At 33.9% G+C, this 17,277-nt stretch carries 13 protein-coding genes; 5 read left to right on the top strand and 8 right to left on the bottom strand.

Going from position 1 to position 17,277, the window contains the following annotated elements:
- The first annotated feature begins 71 nt into the window (after positions 1-71).
- Together ABD730_RS00435 and ABD730_RS00430 are read left to right on the top strand one after the other, a co-directional pair.
- Positions 72-443 (top strand): immunity 53 family protein, encoded by a 372-nt coding sequence (locus ABD730_RS00435; protein ID WP_344711806.1) that lies wholly within the window; start codon positions 72-74, stop codon positions 441-443.
- Between the two features lie 99 nt (positions 444-542).
- The gene (locus ABD730_RS00430; RefSeq protein ID WP_344711804.1) at positions 543-1,271 is read left to right on the top strand and encodes a tRNA-uridine aminocarboxypropyltransferase; all 729 of its coding nucleotides are present in this window, start codon (positions 543-545) and stop codon (positions 1,269-1,271) included.
- Positions 1,272-1,293: 22 nt separating this feature from the next.
- On the opposite strand, the gene ABD730_RS00425 is transcribed toward ABD730_RS00430, so the two are convergent.
- Together ABD730_RS00425 and ABD730_RS00420 are read right to left on the bottom strand one after the other, a co-directional pair.
- Positions 1,294-2,646 (bottom strand): UDP-N-acetylmuramate--L-alanine ligase, encoded by a 1,353-nt coding sequence (locus ABD730_RS00425; protein ID WP_334470504.1) that lies wholly within the window; start codon positions 2,644-2,646, stop codon positions 1,294-1,296.
- A 209-nt stretch (positions 2,647-2,855) separates the two neighbouring features.
- On the bottom strand, positions 2,856-3,800 hold the full coding sequence (locus tag ABD730_RS00420; protein WP_344711802.1) for a tetratricopeptide repeat protein: 945 nt from the start codon (positions 3,798-3,800) through the stop codon (positions 2,856-2,858).
- Between the two features lie 185 nt (positions 3,801-3,985).
- Here ABD730_RS00420 and ABD730_RS00415 point away from each other — a divergent pair, with 185 nt between their 5' ends.
- Positions 3,986-10,069, top strand: coding sequence for an alpha-2-macroglobulin family protein (locus ABD730_RS00415; protein ID WP_344711800.1), 6,084 nt, complete (start codon positions 3,986-3,988; stop codon positions 10,067-10,069).
- 66 nt (positions 10,070-10,135) lie between these two features.
- Here ABD730_RS00415 and ABD730_RS00410 read toward each other — a convergent pair whose 3' ends face one another.
- The 6 genes from ABD730_RS00410 to ABD730_RS00385 form a co-directional block, all read right to left on the bottom strand.
- A complete protein-coding gene (locus ABD730_RS00410; protein WP_334470511.1) occupies positions 10,136-10,864 on the bottom strand; it encodes an SDR family oxidoreductase in 729 nt (242 codons plus the stop codon).
- 81 nt (positions 10,865-10,945) lie between these two features.
- Positions 10,946-11,470 carry a DUF4136 domain-containing protein gene (locus tag ABD730_RS00405; RefSeq protein WP_344711797.1) on the bottom strand — a complete coding sequence of 175 codons (525 nt, stop codon included), beginning with the start codon at positions 11,468-11,470 and terminating at the stop codon, positions 10,946-10,948.
- Positions 11,471-11,499: 29 nt separating this feature from the next.
- Positions 11,500-12,492, bottom strand: a complete 993-nt coding sequence (locus tag ABD730_RS00400; protein WP_344711795.1) for a T9SS type A sorting domain-containing protein — start codon at positions 12,490-12,492, stop codon at positions 11,500-11,502.
- 42 nt (positions 12,493-12,534) lie between these two features.
- Positions 12,535-13,248, bottom strand: coding sequence for an ion transporter (locus ABD730_RS00395; RefSeq protein ID WP_344711793.1), 714 nt, complete (start codon positions 13,246-13,248; stop codon positions 12,535-12,537).
- A gap of 15 nt (positions 13,249-13,263) precedes the next feature.
- Positions 13,264-14,262, bottom strand: a complete 999-nt coding sequence (obgE, locus tag ABD730_RS00390) for a GTPase ObgE (RefSeq protein WP_334470519.1) — start codon at positions 14,260-14,262, stop codon at positions 13,264-13,266.
- A gap of 63 nt (positions 14,263-14,325) precedes the next feature.
- A complete protein-coding gene (locus ABD730_RS00385) occupies positions 14,326-15,435 on the bottom strand; it encodes an adenylate kinase (protein WP_334470520.1) in 1,110 nt (369 codons plus the stop codon).
- Positions 15,436-15,590: 155 nt separating this feature from the next.
- Here ABD730_RS00385 and ABD730_RS00380 point away from each other — a divergent pair, with 155 nt between their 5' ends.
- Positions 15,591-16,745, top strand: a complete 1,155-nt coding sequence (locus tag ABD730_RS00380) for a 5-(carboxyamino)imidazole ribonucleotide synthase (RefSeq protein ID WP_344711789.1) — start codon at positions 15,591-15,593, stop codon at positions 16,743-16,745.
- Between the two features lie 2 nt (positions 16,746-16,747).
- Positions 16,748-17,227, top strand: coding sequence for a 5-(carboxyamino)imidazole ribonucleotide mutase (purE, locus tag ABD730_RS00375; RefSeq protein ID WP_215927608.1), 480 nt, complete (start codon positions 16,748-16,750; stop codon positions 17,225-17,227).
- Positions 17,228-17,277 lie beyond the last annotated feature (50 nt).

Raw genomic sequence — 17,277 nt, 5'->3', positions numbered from 1 at the left:
ATAAAGATTATATTGCACGCTGCGTTGTCGTATGCTATAAGTTTTAGCATTTTTCATAAGCATGTTTCTTTGTGATTTATGGAGAGCATACAGCATATTTGGTTACGCTTCTTAATGACAAAACATATAATAAGAGAATTGGAATGGAAATTTTAGAGTGGATACAAGATTGGTTCAAAAGTAATTGCGATGGAGACTGGGAAAAAGGTGAAGTGATTCAGATTACCACATTAGACACACCAGGTTGGGAAGTTGAAATTGATATCTCTAAAACATCTATAGCCAATTTAGAAATCAAATGGATTCTTAACGAAATCAATAGACAAGATTGGTATGGTGTAAAAGTTGAAAATTCAAAATTCTTCGCAGCAGGTGATGCTAGCAAACTTATTTTCTTGTTAGATCTATTTAAGCAGATGATTGATAAGATTGAGAATGAGTAATAGTATATAAACGTATTCAAAACGTTCGATAATTGGAAAATAAAAGTCTCTGTATATTTATATACAATAACCAATTAGAGAAACAAAAAGATATTTGACTTGCAAGTAGATATAAAAACCCACAGAATTACATGTTATAAATGTATGAGGCCTTCAAGCACATGTATTTGTAAACATATTAGTCCATTTCAGACTAAGACGCGCTTTATTATTCTTATGCACCCAAAGGAGTACAAAAAAGAAAAAAACGGCACGGGACATATGACTAATCTTCAACTTGAAAATTCAGAAATTATAGTTGGTATAGATTTTACCAATAATAAACGTGTGAATGACATACTCTCTAATGAAAAAAGTGCTTTCTTACTTTATCCAGGAAAAGATAATTTCAACTTATCCATAAGAAAAAGTTCTGAAATAAATTCTTTTATGGGTGGCACTCCACACATCTTCATTCTTGATGGTACATGGCCTTGCGCTCGCAAAATGCTTAAATTAAGTAAGAACTTGCAAAAACTAAAGAGAGTGAGTTTTGATAATAAAATAAAATCAAAATTTATTATTAAGCAGCAACCAGAATCGCTTTGTTTGAGTACCATTGAGTCCGTTTATACGGTTTTAAATTTACTTAAAGAAGGTAACGTAGAACAATGCGAAACAAAGGACTTCCTTATTCCTTTTGAAAAAATGATTGATTATCAGCTCGACTATATTCTAAACCCAAATAGTAAAAACTATTGTCCAAAGGCAAACAGAGACATTAGTCCTAAGAATATCTATAAGACGAGGACGCAAAGAAATACTGTTTTTGAACAAGAAGAGATCTAATTACTAAATAGATAATAGCGCTTTAAAAAAGTGCTTTCACCTCATCAAAATCCAAACCACCATAATTACCCGAACTCATTAATAACAAACTCTTATTATCAAATTTTTGAGAAAACAAGAAGTTTTTAAAGTCTTCTGGATTGGTATAAATGATTAAATCATCGCGCTCAAAAGCATTTGCAATTTGTGTTTCTGTAACTTCTTCTAGTTTCTTAATTTCTACAGCATGTGGAGAATAGAACACAACAGCAACATCTGCAGCATCTAAAGCTCCTTTATATTCTTTTAGGAATTCGGCATTAAGGCTACTATAGGTATGCAATTCTAAACACGCCACTAAAGTACGATCGCTGTATTGTTCTTTTACCGCTTTGGTTGTGGCTTCTACTTTACTTGGAGAGTGTGCAAAATCTTTATAAGCTACGCTTGTCTTAGATTCGGCAATTTTCTCTAAACGTTTGCTTGCTCCTTTAAACGTAGAAATGGCTTCGTAGAAATCGTCTTCATCGATGCCCATGTGTTGGCAAATCCATTTGGCACCAGCTAAATTATTTAAGTTGTGCGCACCAAAAACTTCAATTGGCATTGGACCTTCTGGAGTTTCTAATAATGTTTCTCCATCTTCAACCGTGTATTCTGGAGTTTTGTAAGCTATTTTTCGAATCTGATTTTCTGAAGCTTCCACTACACGTTTGACTTCAGGATCTTCTTCGTTATAATTAATACTTCCACCTGTCACAATAGAATCTACAAAGATGCTAAACTGCTCCACGTAGTTTTCATACGTAGGAAACACATTAATATGATCCCAAGCAATACCACTCAACAACGCAATATTTGGTTTGTACAAATGAAATTTTGGTCGCATATCTATAGGCGAACTTAAATATTCATCACCTTCTAACACCATAAAATCATTGTGCTCTGTGAGTTTTACCATCACATCAAAACCTTCAAGCTGTGCACCAACCATATAATCCACATCTCTATTATGATAATGCATCACGTGCAAAATCATAGAAGTAATGGTTGTTTTTCCATGACTTCCGCCAATAACCACACGTGTTTTATTTTTGGCTTGTTCGTATAAAAATTCTGGATAACTATAGATTTTCAAACCTAGTTCCTGAGCCTTTAATAGCTCCGGATTATCTGCTTTAGCGTGCATTCCTAAAACTATCGCCTCTAAATCTGAAGTGATTTTTTCAGGATACCAACCAAAAGCATCTGGCAATAAGCCTTTAGCTTCTAATCTCGATTTTGAAGGCTCGAAAATGGTATCGTCGCTTCCTGTAACTTTATAACCTTTATTGTGAAGTGCTAAGGCCAAATTGTGCATTGCTGCACCACCAATAGCGATAAAATGTACGTTCATAGTATCCTTAAATGTATACCGTAAAAATACTATAAGTTTTTTGAAATGAGAATTTATCAAACAAGGTTCTCGATACGATTTTCTCGTTCCACAAAAATCACTTGCACTGACACAAAAACGAAATACGAAACATAATCTATACGTCAGTACGAATGTTTCTTAATTCAAAGTAAAAAAAACAAATAAATGTATTGAGAAGAAGGTATAAATTAAATCGTCTCCTTAAATTCCTTAAACACATCAATATCAGGTAAGCCTGAAATCGCTTTATTTATCCAAACTAAAGCTTCAGTTTTATTATTCTTGTGTTTATAGATTTGTGCTAAGCGATAATAAGCCCATTCTTTAGGCACACCATCTTTTGCCGAATGGTTAGACAAATACGTTTTAAGGCATTTTTCACCTTTCTCTAATTGAATATTATAATCTGCGCACACCTTACCAATTTGATAGTGCATTGCGTTACGCTGGTGTTTATCTTTAGCTTCTTCTAAATTACCTATAGCTTTTTCTGGCTGTTCTTGTCCTTCGTAAAATTCAGTTAACTTTTCATAACACGTTACAGAACCACCCACTTTTATAGCTAATCTATAATATTTTTCGGCAAGCTCTGGTTCGTCATCATATTCATAAACATAGCCTTTAGCTAAATAACCATCAACTTTAGATAATTCCTCTAATTGTTCTGCATACATTAAAGCTTTAGAAAAACTTCCTCCAACAATACCAGGAAGCGAAACATACAATTCTACCAAAGCCCAACGTGTGTCAATATGTTGGGGATCCAGTTGAGCTGCTTTTAAAAATGATTGTTTAACATCTCCAATAATGCCAAGCGCTTTAATTTTACTTATACTCAAGGCTTTCATTCCCAAAGCACCTCCATACTTATAGTGATAATTAGCATTATTTGGTCGTTTTTGCTTTAAAATTTGATATTGCGCAATAGCCTTATCCCATTTTTTCTGATGGCCATAAGCATCACCTAAAAGTTCGATTCCTTTTAAGTCGTTTGGATTTGACTCTAAAAATGCAGTCATTTCATTTTGAGCCCTTACAAATTGCTTTTTAGCTATAAACGCTTCCGCATTCGCTATTGAAGTTTGTGAATAACAGAACGACGACAGCATTAAAACAAACAAATATCTAATCATATAATTATTAAATCTTTAGACAAAAATACAATTTAATAACGCTCGGTTTCCTCAACAAATTGTTAACTTCACTCATCTAAATAAGACTTTTACTCATTAGACCTTTTTTTGGAATACCTTTTGAAGGTATTTTGTAGAAAATGATCACAGTTAAACTAAAGATTACCACATTTACGGAAAACACTATGAAAAACTATATCTCTATACTCATGCTCATTTGCTTTGCTTCTTTTTCTAATGCTCAAAATGAATTTGAAAATCAATGGAAAGAAGTGGATAAGCTCGAAAGCGAAGGCCTTACCAAAAGTGCTTCTGATCTGGTTGAAACCATCTATCAAAAAGCGATTAAAACCAAAAACACTCAACAACGTATCAAAGCATTATTACATATTAGTAAATATATGCTCATCCTTGAAGAAGATGCACAACTCAACATCGTAAATCGTTTTAAATCTGAAATTGAGTCTTCAAAAAGTAATGTAACTAAGCCCCTATTGGAAAATATGCTAGCAACCATGTATTGGCAATATTTTCAGCAAAATCGCTACCAATTTTATAATCGTACCAAAACGTCTCAAAAAGTGAGTGATGATTTTAGAACATGGGATTTACAAACTTTATTTAGTGAAATTCACACCTATTTTCAACGTTCACTTAGCAATAACACACTACTTCAACAAGAATTATTAACTAATTATTCTACACTTTTAATTGAACAAGACAACTCTAAAGATTATCGTCCAACATTATACGATTTACTAAGTCATAATGCACTAAACTTTTATAAAACAGATGAAAATAGTATTACACAGCCTGCATACAAATTTAGTATTGATAAGAAAGCATTTATTTCAGATAGTGAGCGTTTTATCACTATAGATTTATCATCTAAAGACACATTATCACTTCAACGCAATGCCTTAAAAATCTATCAAAATTTAATAAAATTTCACAAAAAGAATAAAGCGACTAAAGCTTTTGTAGAAATAGACATTGAACGACTAAATTTTGTAAAACAACATGCTGTATTTTCTAATGTAGACCATTTACTTCTGGAAACTTTAAGGTCTAAATCAAACGCATTAGCATCTTCTGAATTATCGACTTTATATGATTTTGAAATTGCTACAGTATATTATACACAAGGCAACTCTTACAATAACACTATTAAAGACAGTGAAGACAACACCAAAAACCGCTGGAAACTAAAAGAAGCACTACAACTTTGTAATTTGGCAATTTCTAAATTCCCAAATAGTGTTGGTGCTCTAAAATGCAAGGTTTTAATTGAGCAAATACAACAAGCTAATTTACAATTACAAACTGAAGAATTTATTAGTAATAACTCTCCTTCAAAAATCTTAGTGACCTACAAAAATTTAGACGCTTTAGATTTTAAAATATATAAAATTTCACAAAACCAATTAGAACGTTATAATCAAATTTACAGAGCGAAAGAGAAGCGTGATTTTTTCAACAAACTGAATCCTGTTGAAACATTTTCAAGAGCATTAAAAACCGAAGGAGATTATCAAAGTCACAGCACAGAAATTGTATTACCACATCTAGAAAATGGTCTATACTTAATTAAAACAAATACAAATTCTGAACATGACGTTTTTGCAACAGCTCATATTCAAGCTACAAATTTAGCATTGGTTGAAAGCTCAGAAAACGACACGCATTTGTATCAAGTTATCCATAGACAAAATGGTAAACCTTCAGCCTATGCAGAAGTTGAATTATCGTATGCAAACAACAGAAATAATAAGCGTTCAACAAAGTACTTTACAACAGACCGTTTTGGTAAGTTCGAATTTAAAAAGAACACCAACTACTATAGAGATGTTCAAATTAAGGTTAAAACTAAGGATGAGACGGGTTACTTTGGAGACTTCTATATTAATAGAAAATACGACCAAAACAAAAATAACGACACACAATACCGCAACTTTTTATTCACAGACAGAAGTATATACAGACCAGGCCAAACCGTTTATTTTAAAGGTATCGCAACCAAATCTAAAGACGGAAAAACGGAAGTATCAGCTCATGAGGTTTCAAAATTAAGATTGAAAAATGTGAATGGTGAAGTTATAAGCGAACTTTTATTAAAAACCAATGATTTTGGTTCAGTACATGGTGAGTTTGTTTTACCTAATGATGGCTTAACTGGTAATTTTAGCATTGATATGTTTTCACATAGTTACGGCTACACATACATTTCTGTTGAAGAATACAAACGACCGAAGTTCAAACCAGAATTTCAACCCATTACAGAAACTTACAAAGTAAACGATAGCATTACGGTAAACGGAACGGCAATCGCTTTTGCAGGTAGTAATATTACAGATGCTAAAGTAGCATATCGTGTAAAACGAAATGTAAGATTTCCGAGTTGGTATTATTGGAGACGTCCCTATTTTAATTCGGAAGCTCAAGAAATCACTTTTGGAGAGACCAAAACAAATGCTAAAGGAGAATTTGAAATTACATTTAAAGCACTTCCTGATGAAAGTGTTTCTAAAGACAATCTTCCTGTTTTTAATTATGAAATCACAGCAGATGTAACAGATATTAATGGAGAAACTCGTTCTACATCTACCATTGTTAATGTTGGTTACCATGCCATGACACTCAATATAGTTGCTCCTCAGAAAATTGATAAAGCTCAAAAAGACGTTGAATTCACTTTAACGTCTCAAAATCTTAACGGACAATTTGCACCAGCAAAAGGACAATTAAAAATATATAAACTAAAGGCGCCAAATCGTGTTTTAAGAACAAGACCTTGGCAAGCCCCAGATTACCAAACACTTTCTGAAGCTGAATTTAAAACACTATTCCCTAACGAACCTTATAATAATGAAGAGCAATTAACCAATTGGGCAAAAGGCGACGAAGTTTTTAGCACCGAATTTGATACCGAAAAAGAAAAAAACATCATCTTAAAAAGGTTAAGTAAATGGGAATCCGGCCAATATATTATTGTCGCAGAAAGCCAAGATAAATTTGGACAACCCATAAAAGACCAAGTCTTTACATCGTTATTTAGTGATAAAGACAAGACCATAGCAGATAACCAAATCTATGAAGCACAGTTAGATAAAGACACTTACGAAATTAATTCGATGGCAAAATTAACCTTAGGTTCTGCTGCTAAAAACATCACAGTTACCGTAGAAATTGAAAAGGACAACACAATTATAATGACACAGTTAGTCCAACTCAACAATTCTAAAAAAACAATTAGCATTCCTGTAACAGAAGGCGATTTAGGCGGCTTTACAGTACACACGTCATTTGCCGCTTTTAACGAATATAAATCTCAAAGTTTTAATATCAATGTACCTTACCCGAGTACTGCTTTAGACATTGAAACCACCACTTTTAGAGATAAATTACAACCAGGACAAGATGAAACTTGGAGTTTTAAAATTAAAGGACCAAAAGGTGATAAAGTATCTGCAGAATTATTGGCTAGCATGTATGATGCCTCTTTAGATGAATTCAGATCTCATAACTGGAATTTTAGTCCTATTAACAACCCTGTTTATCATGGAAGACTAGGTAAAAATTCTAGACAAAGTTTTGGTAATACTAATTTTAAATTATTCAATAATTTTAATCGTTCTAGCTATTATCCAAACCAAAGACGCGATGCATTAAATTGGTTTGGGTTTTATTTTGGGAATAATCACAGGTACTTAAGTAGAAGTAAAAGACTTTCTTCGCCAGAAGCCGTGGCAATGGTTTCTGATTCTGCTGAACTTGAAGAAGTCGTGGCTGTTGGTTATGGAACAAAAGCTGATCCAGAATATCAATTCACTAGCAACAAAACAAAGATGGTTCCTGACTCTACTTCGATAGTAGGAGCAACACATATGGAAATACATGGATTACCAGAAGAAAACATCCAAATAAGAAAAAACCTAAACGAAACCGCGTTCTTCTTTCCACAATTACAAACCGACAAGGAAGGAAATGTGAGCTTCAATTTTACAGCACCAGAAGCCTTAACCAAATGGAAGTTACAATTATTGGCACACACTAAAACTCTAGAAAGTGCCGTAACAAAATTAGAAACAGTGACGCAGAAAGAATTAATGGTGATACCAAACGCACCACGTTTTTTAAGAGAAGGAGATCAAATTACAATTAGTACTAAAATTGCAAATCTTACCGACAATGAATTATCTGGAATGGCTCAATTGATATTAACTGATGCTGTGACCGGGAAATCCATTGATGCAGAACTTTCAAATTCTAGTAACACCTCTCCTTTTGTAGTTGATGCCAAAGGCAATACGCAAGTGTCTTGGAGTTTGAATATCCCAAAAAACATCCAAGCGGTACAATATAAAGTGATTGCAAAAGCTGGTGATTTTAGTGATGGCGAGCAAAATGCCTTACCTGTTTTATCTAACAGAATGCTAGTTACAGAAACGCTACCAATGTGGATACGGTCTAACCAAACAAAAACATTCACTTTAGATAAACTGAAGAATACTACCTCAACAACGCTGAGTCACCATAAGTTGACCTTAGAAATGACATCGAATCCGGCGTGGTATGCTGTCCAAGCCCTACCTTATTTAATGGAATATCCTTATGAGTGTAACGAGCAAACATTTTCAAGATATTATGCGAATGCCTTAGCACAACATATTGTAAAATCGAATCCAAGAATTGAAGCTGTTTTCAACCAATGGAAATCTACTAACGCTTTATTGTCTAACTTAGAAAAGAACCAAGAATTGAAATCATTATTGATTGAAGAAACACCTTGGTTACGTGATGCACAGTCTGAAACCGAACAGAAAAAACGTATTGCCTTATTATTCGACTTGAATAAAATGAATAATGAATTGCAATCTGCTGTTCGTAAATTAAAGAACAATCAACATGGTTCTGGAGCTTGGCCTTGGTTTAATGGTGGGCGTGATAATCGATTTATTACCCAACATATTATTGCTGGATTTGGGCATTTGAAACAATTAAATGTCAGCCTGAGCGCAGTCGAAGGCTCTATGATCGAAAACGCCATAGACTATTTAGATGCCGAATTTGTTAAAGAATATAAAGACATCAGAAAGTACAACAAGGATGCTGATTTAAGCAAAGATCATTTGTCACATACCCAATTGCATTATTTATATACACGAAGTTTTTACCCTGAAATGACACCTTCGAAAGAAGTTCAGAATATTATGGAGTATTACCAAGGACAGATTCAGAAATATTGGTTATCGCGTTCATTATACGCGAAAGGCCTAATGGCTTTAACCATGCATAGATCAGACGACACAAAAACGGCTGGTAAAATTGTAAAATCATTAAAAGAAAACAGTATTACTTCAGAGGAATTAGGCATGTATTGGAAAACCAACACCAACTCATGGCACTGGTACCAAGCACCAGTTGAAACACAAGCCTTAATGGTGGAAGTGTTTTCGGAAATTGGTACAAGTATACAAAGCGAAGCAAAGAATCTCGATGTTATAGACAATCTAAAAATATGGTTACTTAAAAACAAGCAGACCAACAGTTGGAAAACGACTAAAGCAACAACCGAAGCCGTTTATGCATTATTATTACAAGGAAGTGATTGGCTTAGCGTTACAGAACAAGTAGACGTTAAAGTTGGTAATGAAACCATTTCACCTTCAACATTAGAAAACGTAAAAGTAGAAGCTGGCACAGGGTATTATAAAACCTCTTGGAATGGTTCTGAAATTAAACCAGAACAAGCCGATGTTACCATTACTAAAAAAGGTGAAGGCATTGCTTGGGGAGCTTTATATTGGCAATATTTTGAAGATTTAGACAAAATAACTTCAGCTGAAACTCCTTTAAAGTTAAGTAAAAAGTTGTTCTTAAAATCGAATACCGATAAAGGTGAAGAAATCACCGAAATCACCTCAGCAAGTCAATTAAAAGTAGGGGATTTAATTAGAGTTAGAATTGAATTGAGAACCGATCGCACTATGGAATTTGTACATCTTAAAGACATGCGCGCTGCTGGTTTAGAACCTGTAAATGTATTATCGCAGTACAAATGGCAAGATGGTTTGGGGTATTATGAAAGCACCAAAGATGCGGCCACCAATTTCTTTATGGACTATTTACCAAAGGGGGTTTATGTCTTTGAATATGATTTACGAGTGAGTAATGCTGGTAATATGAGTAATGGCATTAGCACCATTCAGAGTATGTATGCACCAGAGTTTAGTAGTCATAGTGAAGGCGTTAGAATTGCAGTAAACTAACAGTTAATATTCTAAATTAAAAAAAAGAGGTTTCTAATTGAAACCTCTTTTTTTTCTACCCTTTACTTATCCTTTACTTGGAGGCGTGGTAGGCCTTACTTCTATTTTACTTGGTAGAGTTCTTGGATTCATTTTTAATAAATCAATGACCAATTCACCAATATCTTCACTTTGAATTTTCCAAGCTTGTTCATCGTTTGGCACATTACCATTAAAATGCGTCGATACAGAACCAGGCATGATTGTACTTACTTTAATTCCGTATTGTCTTAAATCTAGCATCACTGCCTGTGTAAATCCTGTTACACCAAATTTACTCGCATTGTATGCAGAACCACTAGCAAAGAAGTTAGCGCCAGCTAAACTTGAAATGGTAATATAATAACCTTTTGATTTTTTGAGTTCCTGAACACTAGCCTTAATAGAATTAAACACTCCAGTAAGATTTGTATCAATGGTGTCATTCCACTGTTCTGTTGTTAAATCCTCAATACTTGCAAAATGCCCCAAACCAGCATTAGCTATAACAATATCTAACTTGCCAAATTTTGACACTGCTTGTTGTACGGCTGCTTCCTGACTATCTAGTCGTCTTACATCGGCTTCAACTCCTATTATAGCATCTAATTTATTTGTTTTTGCTGCCAATTCTTGAGCTGCACTTTCAGCTGAATTCTGATGCCTACTCGTAATAACTACTTTTACTCCTTTATTTAATAATGCTTCTGCAACACCATAACCTATACCTTTTGTACCACCTGTAATAAGTGCTACTTTTCCTTTTAATGCTTCCATTTCTTTTGAATTTCAGTTGACACCAAAATTACAAAACACTGAAACAACGTTGAAGTTAAAACTGTTATGAAAATGATAAAATTACTTTTCTAACTTAGGAGGATAGCTTGCAAAAATTTTTTCCACTAAAGCCTCAAACTGTGCCTCGCGTTTCTCTGGTGTTGCATTAGGATTATAACTACTTTCACTCACGGCTTGCCAAAACATTCCTGTTTTAGAATCATCAACAAATTCAATAACAATTTCTCGCGTTTGCTTATTCATTCCTACAGGAATTCCTATAGCAACTCCACCTCCAACGTGTCCGCCACCTCCTCCAACACCAATACCAACATTACTTTGGTTTCGGCTTTGGATATCTTGACTTTGTATATCGATATAAAAATCAGGGTAATCTGATTTTAATAACCCCATTGTTTTGAGCTTTTTATCCATAGCTCTGATTAAGCGTTTCGTATCTAATTCGTTTAAACCCGTTTTCATGTCATCAAAATAATTATAACTCTTGTAATTACTAAATTCTGTTGACTTTTCGTAATCGTAGTTGACTATTGTACCACATGAGGTGATAAAAAATACTATAAATAGAAACGTTAACTTTTTCATCTTTTTAGTTTAAAGATACTAAAAACGCATTACGCTTTTATCACAAGTTTTGTTAAACTCCCTTGCTTAGTCGTAATTTTAATAAAATAAACTCCCGTTTGAAAAGCTGTTAAATCTAATTTATGCGTGTTTGTTTCTAAGATTTTTTCGCCAGTACTTGAATATATTTTTAAGCTTTCAAAATTCTCATTATTGAGACCATCAACAAACAGAATTCCAGATACGGGATTGGGATAAATTTTAAATAATTCCTCTTCAACTTCACCTAGAGATAAGCTTTCACACGCTATTTCAACTTCAGCATTTGAATTGCAACCCAAAGCATTATTCTCAATTAAAATAGCATTATTCTCAATTAAACTACACACTAAATCATTCTCACAAACCGCAAGTTGGGTATTATTAATAATCTCTGCCGTCAACGAATTATTCAATTGCGCTGTGTTCAATCTAGAAATATCAGATAGACTTGCGTGTTCTCTGATGTATAAAACAGGGTCTTGAACTAATCCACCAATAATATTTAGATTCTCATTTAAACCATTCAAGTCAGATAACTGATCGTTGTTTTCTAAATATAATGTGATAAACTCAGTTATATTCCCGGCTCCTTCCAAAGATGTTAAAGCAGGCATATCTCTAACTAAAAACACCACAGGAACATTAACTGTGTAATTATTTAAAAATAATATGTCCTGAAACATTGGGTTGTTATCTATAACGATAAAAGCATCTTGTTCGCTCAAACCCGTAATTGTAATAGCGTCTAAGCCTTGCATATTACTAAGAGAAGTATCATTAATAAGAAGACTTCCTACGGCATTTATCTGAGACAATGGGGAGAGATCTACAATATCATTTCCTTGAATAATAAGAAATCCTTCAATAGCCTGACAATTTGGGTATTGAACTTCGAAATTATCAACAGCAGGTTGTCCAAATAATACAACATCTCCTTCAGGACATTGTCCAAAACTAGCTGTAAAAAAGACTAGTGCTATAAGGTTTAAAAATGTTTTCATATCGAATAAATCAAAAAGGTTTGTATTAATGTTTTGAGGCATCTATTTCTTCTCCTCGTTTGGTTCTACTGCTTTGGTTAGAGAAGACGAAATAATACCTGTTGGAATCGCTACAACTCCCAAACCAATTAACAGTATAAAAAAGGTAAAAATGCGACCACCAACAGTAATTGGATATACATCACCATAACCAACTGTTGTTAAGGTAACAATAGACCACCAAAGACTTGAAAATACAGAAGAAAAATGTTCTGGTTGGGCTTCGTTTTCAAAATAATAAATTCCAACTGCGGCAAAATAAATGAGCATTATAGTGATAATCATAAAGAGGATTATTTGCTCTTTAGCTAACTTCATGGCATTAGCAAAATGCCGCATTGCTTTATTATAACGAACTAATTTGAATAATCTAAACAAGCGGAACATCCTCAATAGACGCAACGATCTTAAGTCAATTCCAAAAGATAAATAAAATGGTAAGATTGCTAGAAAATCAATAATTCCGAAAAAACTGAAAATAAATTTCAACTTATTATCTGCAACATAAATACGTGCTAAATACTCAAAAGTAAAAACAATAACACAAAATGCTTCAATAGCATTTAAAATCACTTTAGTTTGTGGTTTTAAATCGGGCAAGGTTTCAATTGAAAAAGTAACTACCGAAAATATAATTAAAAACTGAATAAAATAAGCAAAGCGTTTACTCTTTTTAGTATCGTTGAGCTCTACTAAATTTTTAAGGTAGTTTTTCATCTTAATGCTCAAACATTAATCATTCAACAACTTCCAAAGTTTATCTTTTAACTCTGTTAATCCTTGGTGTGCTAAAGAAGAGATAAACATATATTCTGCTTTTAAGTCTTTATCTAGAATGGTCGATATTTCAGATTTCAACTCATCATCTAGCATATCAGATTTTGAGATTACAACGAGACGTTCTTTGTCTAGCATTTCAGGATTATAACGTCTTAATTCGTCTTCTAAAATTTCGTATTGTTCTACTATATCTTTGGCATCTGCAGGAATTAAAAACAATAGAATTGAATTTCGTTCAATATGTCTTAAAAAGTAGTATCCTAAACCTTTTCCTTCTGCTGCACCTTCTATAATACCAGGAATATCTGCCATTACAAAAGATTTAAAATCGCGATATTCTACAATACCTAAATTTGGTTTTAAGGTTGTAAACTCGTAATCGGCAATTTTAGGTTTTGCAGAAGTTAATACAGATAATAAGGTTGATTTCCCTGCATTAGGAAAACCTACTAACCCAACATCAGCTAAAACTTTAAGCTCTAAAGTAATATCTTTTTCTTCAAGTGGAATTCCGGGTTGTGCATAGCGTGGAGTTTGGTTTACTGAACTTTTAAAATGCCAGTTACCACGACCTCCCATACCTCCTTCAACGACTATTCTTTCTTCCCCATCTTCGGTAATTTCAAATAGAATCTCATCTGTTTCAGAATCACGTACAACCGTTCCTAAAGGCACTTCAACATAAACATCTTCTCCATCTGCACCTGTACTTCTACCTGAACTACCATGTGCACCATGACCAGCTCTAAAGTGCCTCTTAAATTTCAAGTGAATAAGTGTCCAAAGGTTAGAGTTTCCTCTTAAAATCACGTGACCTCCTCTACCGCCATCACCGCCATCTGGTCCACCTTTAGCAATATATTTTTCGCGATGTAAATGCGACGAGCCCTTACCTCCATTTCCGGAAGTAACATGCATTTTTACGTAGTCAACAAAATTTCCTTCAGTCATATTCATTTCCCACCAAAGTGGGAATCTTTTTAGTTAGATTCCTATTTTAGTAGGAATGGTAATTTATAATTTATCTATTACAGTACTTAAACGCACTGTAATATCTTCAACACTACCAACACCATCAACACCAAAATATTTATTTTGATCAGTGTAGTAATCTTTTAAAACAGCCGTTTTGGTATAGTATTGTTTTATTCGGTTTCTTATGATACTCTCATCTGCATCATCAGTTCTTCCACTCGTTTCTCCACGTTTAAGTAAACGCTCTACTAAAACCTCATCATCAACCTCTAGAGCCACCATAGCGTCAATTTGAGAATCTTTATCTTCCATTAACGCATCTAAGGCTTTTGCTTGTGCATTGGTTCTTGGAAAACCATCAAATATAAAACCATTAGCACCTGCATTTTTCTCCACCTCTTTATTCAACATATCAATAGTAACCTGATCGGGCACTAATTCTCCTTTATCCATAAAAGACTTAGCTAACATTCCTAAAGCGGTTTCGTTTTTGATATTAAATCTAAAAACGTCACCTGTAGAGATGTGTATTAAATCGTATTTCTCTTTTAGAAAATTAGCTTGTGTTCCTTTACCTGCTCCCGGAGGGCCAAATAGTACTATGTTTGTCATATGTTGTGTTGTTTTTAATTGATATACATCTGGCAAATCTCTTCCTAATCCATTATAATCAAGTCCATAACCAACGATGAACTTATTAGGAATTTCCATACCGACGTAATGAAGTTTAAAGTCTTTATTATAGGCTTCGGGTTTGTAAAACAGCGTTGCAATAATCAATTGCTTTACATTTTCGTTTTCAAAAATACGATGCACTTCTTCCAAAGTGTTTCCTGAATCTATAATGTCTTCTAAAATAACAACTGTACGCCCTGTTAAATCTTGGGTTAATCCAATTAAGCGTTGAATATCTTCTGTAGACTTCACACCTTCATAAGAGGCCAGTTTAATAAAAGTAACTTCACATGGCTTTGGGTATTTTTTTACAAAATCGCTTACTAACATAAACGAGCCATTTAAAATCCCAATAAACACAGGTACTTCGTCGCCTAAATCCTCAGCAATACCATCTACCATTTTTTGGACAGCGGTATCTATTTCTTGTTCAGATATAAAAGGTTTGAAGTATAAATCGTGAAGCTTAATCACTTTCTTTTTATTTTAGAGTTGCAAAGATACATATTTGATTGCTTTTTAAGGGATTTTTGATTTAGGAATTTAGAGGGATATATGATATTTAGCGTATTTTTGCTATAAATTAAGTTGAATCTTTTAAAATATTTCCACTTTCGTGGAAAGTGAACATGAACTATTTTTCTTCAAATTTTAAACTCGGAATTCTTGGTGGTGGCCAACTTGGCAAAATGATGTTATACGATACGCGTAAGTTTGATATTTACACTTGTGTCTTAGATCCTAGTCCTGATGCACCATCACGACTGGCCTGCGACGAATTCACCGTTGGCGATTTATTAGACTACGACACCGTAATTAACTTCGGAAAACAGGTTGATGTATTAACTTTTGAAATAGAAAATGTTAATGTAGATGCTTTAGAAACACTTGAAAAACAAGGTGTAAAAGTGTTTCCTTCGTCTAAAACATTACGAACCATTCAGAATAAAGCGACTCAGAAATTATTTTATCGCGATCATAATATTCCGACAGCAGATTTCTCAAGATTTGCATATACGTCTGAAATTGATGAAGCTGTAGATCATGGAGGCTTAAATTATCCTTTTGTATGGAAAAGCGCTCGATTTGGTTATGATGGCACAGGTGTAAAAGTGGTTAGAAATCTTTCTGACTTAACGGATTTACCAAATGTGGAATGTATTACAGAACAGTTAATTCCATTTAAAAATGAATTAGCTGTAATTGTGGCTAGAAACGCACAAGGAGATGTTAAAACGTATCCGGTTGTTGAAATGGAATTTCATCCTGAAGCCAATCAAGTGGAATATGTGATTTGTCCGGCTAGAATTCCTGATGCTATTGCAAAGAAGGCAGAATCTGTTGCATTAAAAGTAGCAGCAGAATTTAAACATGTGGGTTTATTGGCTGTGGAAATGTTTCAAACTGAAACTGATGACATTTTAGTAAACGAAGTCGCACCAAGACCACATAATTCTGGTCATTATAGTATTGAAGCTAGTTATACCTCACAATTTGAACAACAGATCAGATGCATTTTAGGTTTACCTCTTGGCAATACCGAAAGTAAAGTCGCTGGAGTGATGGTGAACCTTGTTGGTGCCGAAAATCATACCGGAAATGTAGTGTATAAAAACATTGAAAAAATTCTTGCAATGGATGGAGTAACACCACACATTTACGGAAAAAAACAAACCAGACCTTTCCGTAAAATGGGCCATGTAACTATTGTTAACAAAGAGATCTCTGTAGCTCGTAAAATAGCAGAACAAGTAAAACAAACAATCGAAGTAATTAGCGAATAAAAATGAGTAAAGTAGCCATAATAATGGGAAGTAAAAGCGACATGCCAGTAATGCAAGACGCTATAGATATATTAAACGGTTTTGATATTGAAATTGAAGTTGATATCGTTTCGGCACACAGAACCCCTGAAAAATTATTCGATTTTAGTAAAAATGCTCATAAAAGAGGCATCAAAGTAATTATAGCTGGCGCAGGTGGTGCAGCACATTTACCAGGAATGGTAGCCTCTATGTCTCCGTTACCAGTTATTGGTGTTCCTGTAAAAAGCAGTAATTCTATAGATGGTTGGGATTCTGTATTATCCATTTTACAAATGCCAGGCGGAGTACCTGTAGCTACTGTAGCTTTAAACGGAGCCAAAAATGCAGGAATTTTAGCTGCTCAGATTTTAGGCAGCGCTGACCAATGTGTTTTAGACAAAATAATGGTTTATAAAGAAGGACTAAAATCTAAAGTTATAGACTCCGCAAAAAACCTATAAAAAAAGCCTCAATTTACATCAAGGCTTTTTTTTGCTATTAATCAATTCTT

This window comes from Winogradskyella damuponensis (assembly GCF_039538385.1).
Lineage (GTDB): Bacteria > Bacteroidota > Bacteroidia > Flavobacteriales > Flavobacteriaceae > Winogradskyella > Winogradskyella damuponensis.
The sequence above is the reverse complement of the archived record's forward strand: the minus strand, read 5'-3'. Positions and strand labels throughout refer to the sequence as shown.

Coding starts and splice junctions, on each gene's coding strand:
- ABD730_RS00410 (WP_334470511.1), bottom strand. CDS start 10,864: ATGGAAGCATTAAAAGGAAAAGTAGCACTTATTACAGGTGGTACAAAA.
- obgE (WP_334470519.1), bottom strand. CDS start 14,262: ATGACTGAAGGAAATTTTGTTGACTACGTAAAAATGCATGTTACTTCC.
- ABD730_RS00415 (WP_344711800.1), top strand. CDS start 3,986: ATGAAAAACTATATCTCTATACTCATGCTCATTTGCTTTGCTTCTTTT.
- ABD730_RS00400 (WP_344711795.1), bottom strand. CDS start 12,492: ATGAAAACATTTTTAAACCTTATAGCACTAGTCTTTTTTACAGCTAGT.
- ABD730_RS00425 (WP_334470504.1), bottom strand. CDS start 2,646: ATGAACGTACATTTTATCGCTATTGGTGGTGCAGCAATGCACAATTTG.
- purE (WP_215927608.1), top strand. CDS start 16,748: ATGAGTAAAGTAGCCATAATAATGGGAAGTAAAAGCGACATGCCAGTA.
- ABD730_RS00395 (WP_344711793.1), bottom strand. CDS start 13,248: ATGAAAAACTACCTTAAAAATTTAGTAGAGCTCAACGATACTAAAAAG.
- ABD730_RS00420 (WP_344711802.1), bottom strand. CDS start 3,800: ATGATTAGATATTTGTTTGTTTTAATGCTGTCGTCGTTCTGTTATTCA.
- ABD730_RS00380 (WP_344711789.1), top strand. CDS start 15,591: ATGAACTATTTTTCTTCAAATTTTAAACTCGGAATTCTTGGTGGTGGC.
- ABD730_RS00405 (WP_344711797.1), bottom strand. CDS start 11,470: ATGAAAAAGTTAACGTTTCTATTTATAGTATTTTTTATCACCTCATGT.